Origin of the sequence: Hansschlegelia beijingensis (assembly GCF_045505405.1) — a bacterium.
Taxonomy (GTDB): Bacteria; Pseudomonadota; Alphaproteobacteria; order Rhizobiales; family Methylopilaceae; genus Methylopila; species Methylopila beijingensis_A.
The window spans coordinates 1-3,818 of the sequence record NZ_JBJKEX010000298.1; the positions used below are offsets into that span (position 1 = coordinate 1).

Below are 3,818 nucleotides of genomic sequence, written 5' to 3' on the forward strand. Positions count from 1 at the left end.
AAGTACTGCATCCACCAGGTAGGACCGACGCGGCGCCGAAGACCGACGTCGCATCCGGCTCGCCCACGGTCGGGACCTCGCCGGACAAGCCGGCCGATCCCGGCGTCGCGCCCGTCGAGGGCGCTCCGGCGACGGGCAAGGACGGGAAGGCCTGAGCATGCTGACCGACCGCGATCGCATCTTCACCAATCTCAACGGCCGGCACGGAGCGGACGTGAAGTCCGCGCTGCGCCGCGGCGCGTGGGACGGCACCAAGTTCCTGCTCGAGAAGGGCAGGGACTGGATCATCACCGAGATGAAGTCCTCGGGCCTGCGCGGCCGCGGCGGCGCCGGCTTCCCGACCGGCCTGAAATGGTCGTTCATGCCGAAGCCGCAGGAAGGCCGGCCGCACTATCTGGTCGTCAACGCCGACGAGTCGGAGCCGGGCACCTGCAAGGACCGGGAGATCATGCGGAACGACCCGCATCTCCTGATCGAAGGCTGCCTGATCGCCTCCTTCGCGATGCACGCCAACGCCTGCTACGTCTACATCCGCGGCGAATATGTCCGCGAGCGCGAGGCGCTGCAGCGCGCCGTCGACGAGGCCTATGCGGAGAACCTCGTCGGGCCGAACAACAAGCATGGCTGGCCGTTCGACATCTACGTCCATCACGGCGCGGGCGCGTATATCTGCGGCGAGGAGACGGCGCTTCTCGAGAGCCTCGAGGGCAAGAAGGGCATGCCGCGGCTGAAGCCGCCGTTCCCGGCCAACATGGGCCTCTATGGCTGCCCCACGACCGTGAACAACGTCGAGTCCATCGCGGTCGCGGGCGAGATCCTGCGGCGCGGCGGCGACTGGTTCGCCGGCCTCGGCAAGCCCAACAACACCGGCACCAAACTGTTCTCGATCTCCGGCCACGTCGAACGGCCGTGCAACGTCGAGGAGGAGATGGGCATCACGCTGCGCGAGCTGATCGAAAAGCACTGCGGCGGCGTGCGCGGCGGCTGGGACAATCTGCTGGGCGTGATCCCGGGCGGCTCCTCCGTCCCTGTGCTGCCCGAGCACCAGTGCCAGGACCTGTCGATGGACTTCGACACCCTGCGCAACCTGAAATCCGGCCTCGGCACCGCGGCCGTGATCGTGATGGACAAGTCGACCGACATCATCCGCGCCATCGCCCGCATCTCGTACTTCTACAAGCATGAGAGCTGCGGCCAGTGCACCCCGTGCCGCGAGGGCACCGGCTGGATGTGGCGCGTGGTGAGCCGCATGGCCGAGGGCCGCGCCGAGAAGCGCGAGATCGACATGCTGCTCGAGGTCACGACCCAGATCGAAGGCCACACCATCTGCGCGCTCGGCGACGCCGCGGCGTGGCCGGTGCAGGGTCTGATCCGGCACTATCGGCACGAGATCGAGCGCCGGATCGACGAGTACACCGCCCGCTCGACGCCGGCGGATTATGCGATCCCGGCCGTGGCGGCGGAGTAGGGCGAGATGACCAAGATCATCGTCGACGGCGCCGAGGTCGACGTCCCGGCCGAGTACACCATCCTGCAGGCCTGCGAGGCGGCTGGCGCGGAGATTCCGCGCTTCTGCTTCCACGAGCGGCTGTCGATCGCCGGCAATTGCCGCATGTGCCTGGTCGAGGTGAAGGGCGGGCCGCCGAAGCCGGTCGCCTCCTGCGCGATGGGCGTGCGCGATCTGCGCCCCGGGCCGAACGGCGAGCCGCCGGTCGTCTCCACGCGTTCGCCGATGGTGCGCAAGGCGCGAGAGGGGGTGATGGAGTTCCTGCTCATCAACCACCCGCTCGACTGCCCGATCTGCGACCAGGGCGGCGAGTGCGACCTGCAGGACCAGTCGATGGCCTACGGCGTCTCCGGCTCGCGCTTCTTCGAGAACAAGCGCGCGGTCGAGGACAAATATATCGGCCCGCTGGTCAAGACGCAGATGAACCGCTGCATCCACTGCACGCGCTGCGTCCGCTTCGTGGCGGAAGTCGCCGGCTCGCCGGAGATCGGCGCCATCGGCCGCGGCGAGGACATGGAGATCACGACCTACCTCGAAACCGCGATGACCTCCGAGCTGCAGGGCAACGTCATCGACCTGTGCCCGGTCGGCGCGCTGACCTCGAAGCCCTACGCCTTCAAGGCGCGGCCCTGGGAGCTCTCGAAGACCGAGTCGATCGACGTGATGGACGCGCTCGGCTCCGCCATCCGGGTCGACGCGCGCGGCCGCGAGGTCATGCGCATCCTGCCGCGCGTGAACGACGACGTGAACGAGGAGTGGATCTCCGACAAGACCCGCTTCGTCTGGGACGGTCTCGGCGCGCAGCGGCTCGACCGCCCCTATGTGCGCGACAACGGCCGGTTGCGGCCGGCGAGCTGGGGCGAGGCGCTCGGCGTCGTGGCCGCCCGCCTCCGGGCCGCGGACAAGCGGCGCGTCGGGGCGATCGTCGGCGATCTCGCGGCCGTCGAGGAGATGTTCGCGCTCAAGGACCTGTTCGACCGGCTCGGCGTCCGTAACCTGGACGCGCGCCAGGACGGCGCGGCCTTCGATCCGGCGCAGGGCAGGGCGAGCTACATCTTCAACCCGACCATCGCGGGCGTCGAGCAGGCGGACGCGACGAGCGCGACCGGCAGGAAAGCCGGGGCGGCGACGGGATCTACGCCCGCAGCCGCGCTCCGCGCCTCGACCAACCGGCTCCGCGCCAGCCCCCGCAGTTCGGCCGCAAGGCGAGAAAGCGCCGGGCTCGCTCTGCTCTCGGAGAGGTCTTCGCGGGTGACGCCGTGGGCGGCCATCCGGTCGACCGGCAGCAGTATCTGGCTGCGCGGCAGCCGGCTCAGAAGGCCGGCGAGGCCTTGCGCGACGCCCGCGAAGCCGGCCGCTTCGGCCCCGCCGGGATCCTTGCCTTCGGCGCAGATCAGCGAAGCGAGCCTCAGCACGACTGACGAACTCGCCCCGAGACGCCCCTCAAGCTCGGCCAGCGTGGCTATGGGGTCGTCGTAAAGATCATCCGCTCGGGCGTCGACGAGGTCGAGCAGCGCCTGTCGCGGCAGCCGGCCATGCCGGATCGCGCCTTCGAGCGCCCGAGCGACGGGATGTGCGACCGCGTCCGCGCGCTCCGGGTCGTTTAGGGCGTCACGCCACCACTGCAGGCGGAGTTCGCCGACCATCGGATCGCTGACCAACCCACGCACACGCGCCACTTCGGCGTCGAAGGCATAGAGCGCCAGAAGATGCGCGCGCGCGTCTGCTGGCGCGAACAGCGCGGAGGCGTAACGGTCGAAGTCCGCCTCGCGGACCAACGAGGCGATCGGGTCGCCGGCGACCGCAGGCGGCGCGCCGGTCTCGTTCATGGGACCGCGAGCAGCGCCGCAGCCACCCGCCTCTGTTCGGCGATCAGCACGTTCCAGGTGCGGGCGGCGGCCCCGGTCGCCATCACCTCGACGACCATCCCCGCGTCACGGAGCGCCTGTCGTAAATCGCGCTTGAGCGGCGCGAGATCGGCGCCCGTGCCGATCAGAAGCATGTCGATCGCCTCGGCTTCCTGGAACACCCGCTCGAACGCCGCGGCGTCGAAATCCGACGCCGCGGCGCAGCCCCACGCCCACATGCCGGACGGCAGCGCCAGCAATGACCCTCGGTGAGAGAGATCGCCAAAGCGGAAGCCGCCGTCGCCATAGGCGTCGATCGCGAAGCGTGCCGGGAGGTGGCGTCCGTCCTCGGAGAAAGACATGGGGCGACTTGCTCCACCGGTGCGACCGGGGAAGGCGCCGCCGCGACCGCGGCAGGCGGCTTCCCCGGTCGACGTCGCCTCAGGCCGGCCGGCGGGAGACGG

The 3,818-nt window shown here is 70.0% G+C and carries 3 protein-coding genes and 1 pseudogene; 2 read left to right on the forward strand and 2 right to left on the reverse strand.

Annotation, left to right across the window (positions count from 1 at the left end):
* The first annotated feature begins 157 nt into the window (after positions 1–157).
* Together nuoF and nuoG are read left to right on the forward strand one after the other, a co-directional pair.
* Positions 158–1,468, forward strand: a complete 1,311-nt coding sequence (nuoF, locus tag ACIKT0_RS14645) for an NADH-quinone oxidoreductase subunit NuoF (RefSeq protein ID WP_407106050.1) — start codon at positions 158–160, stop codon at positions 1,466–1,468.
* A gap of 6 nt (positions 1,469–1,474) precedes the next feature.
* Positions 1,475–2,617: pseudogene (gene nuoG, locus ACIKT0_RS14650) on the forward strand (NADH-quinone oxidoreductase subunit NuoG); the annotation flags it as partial.
* Here nuoG and ACIKT0_RS14655 read toward each other — a convergent pair.
* Both ACIKT0_RS14655 and ACIKT0_RS14660 read right to left on the reverse strand, forming a co-directional pair.
* Complete coding sequence (locus tag ACIKT0_RS14655; RefSeq protein ID WP_407106051.1) at positions 2,557–3,336, reverse strand: phytoene/squalene synthase family protein; 780 nt, start codon at positions 3,334–3,336, stop codon at positions 2,557–2,559. The pseudogene nuoG and the gene ACIKT0_RS14655 overlap by 61 nt on opposite strands.
* The gene (locus tag ACIKT0_RS14660; RefSeq protein ID WP_407106052.1) at positions 3,333–3,716 is read right to left on the reverse strand and encodes an Mth938-like domain-containing protein; all 384 of its coding nucleotides are present in this window, start codon (positions 3,714–3,716) and stop codon (positions 3,333–3,335) included. Before ACIKT0_RS14660 ends, ACIKT0_RS14655 begins: the two co-directional genes overlap by 4 nt.
* Positions 3,717–3,818: the final 102 nt, after the last annotated feature.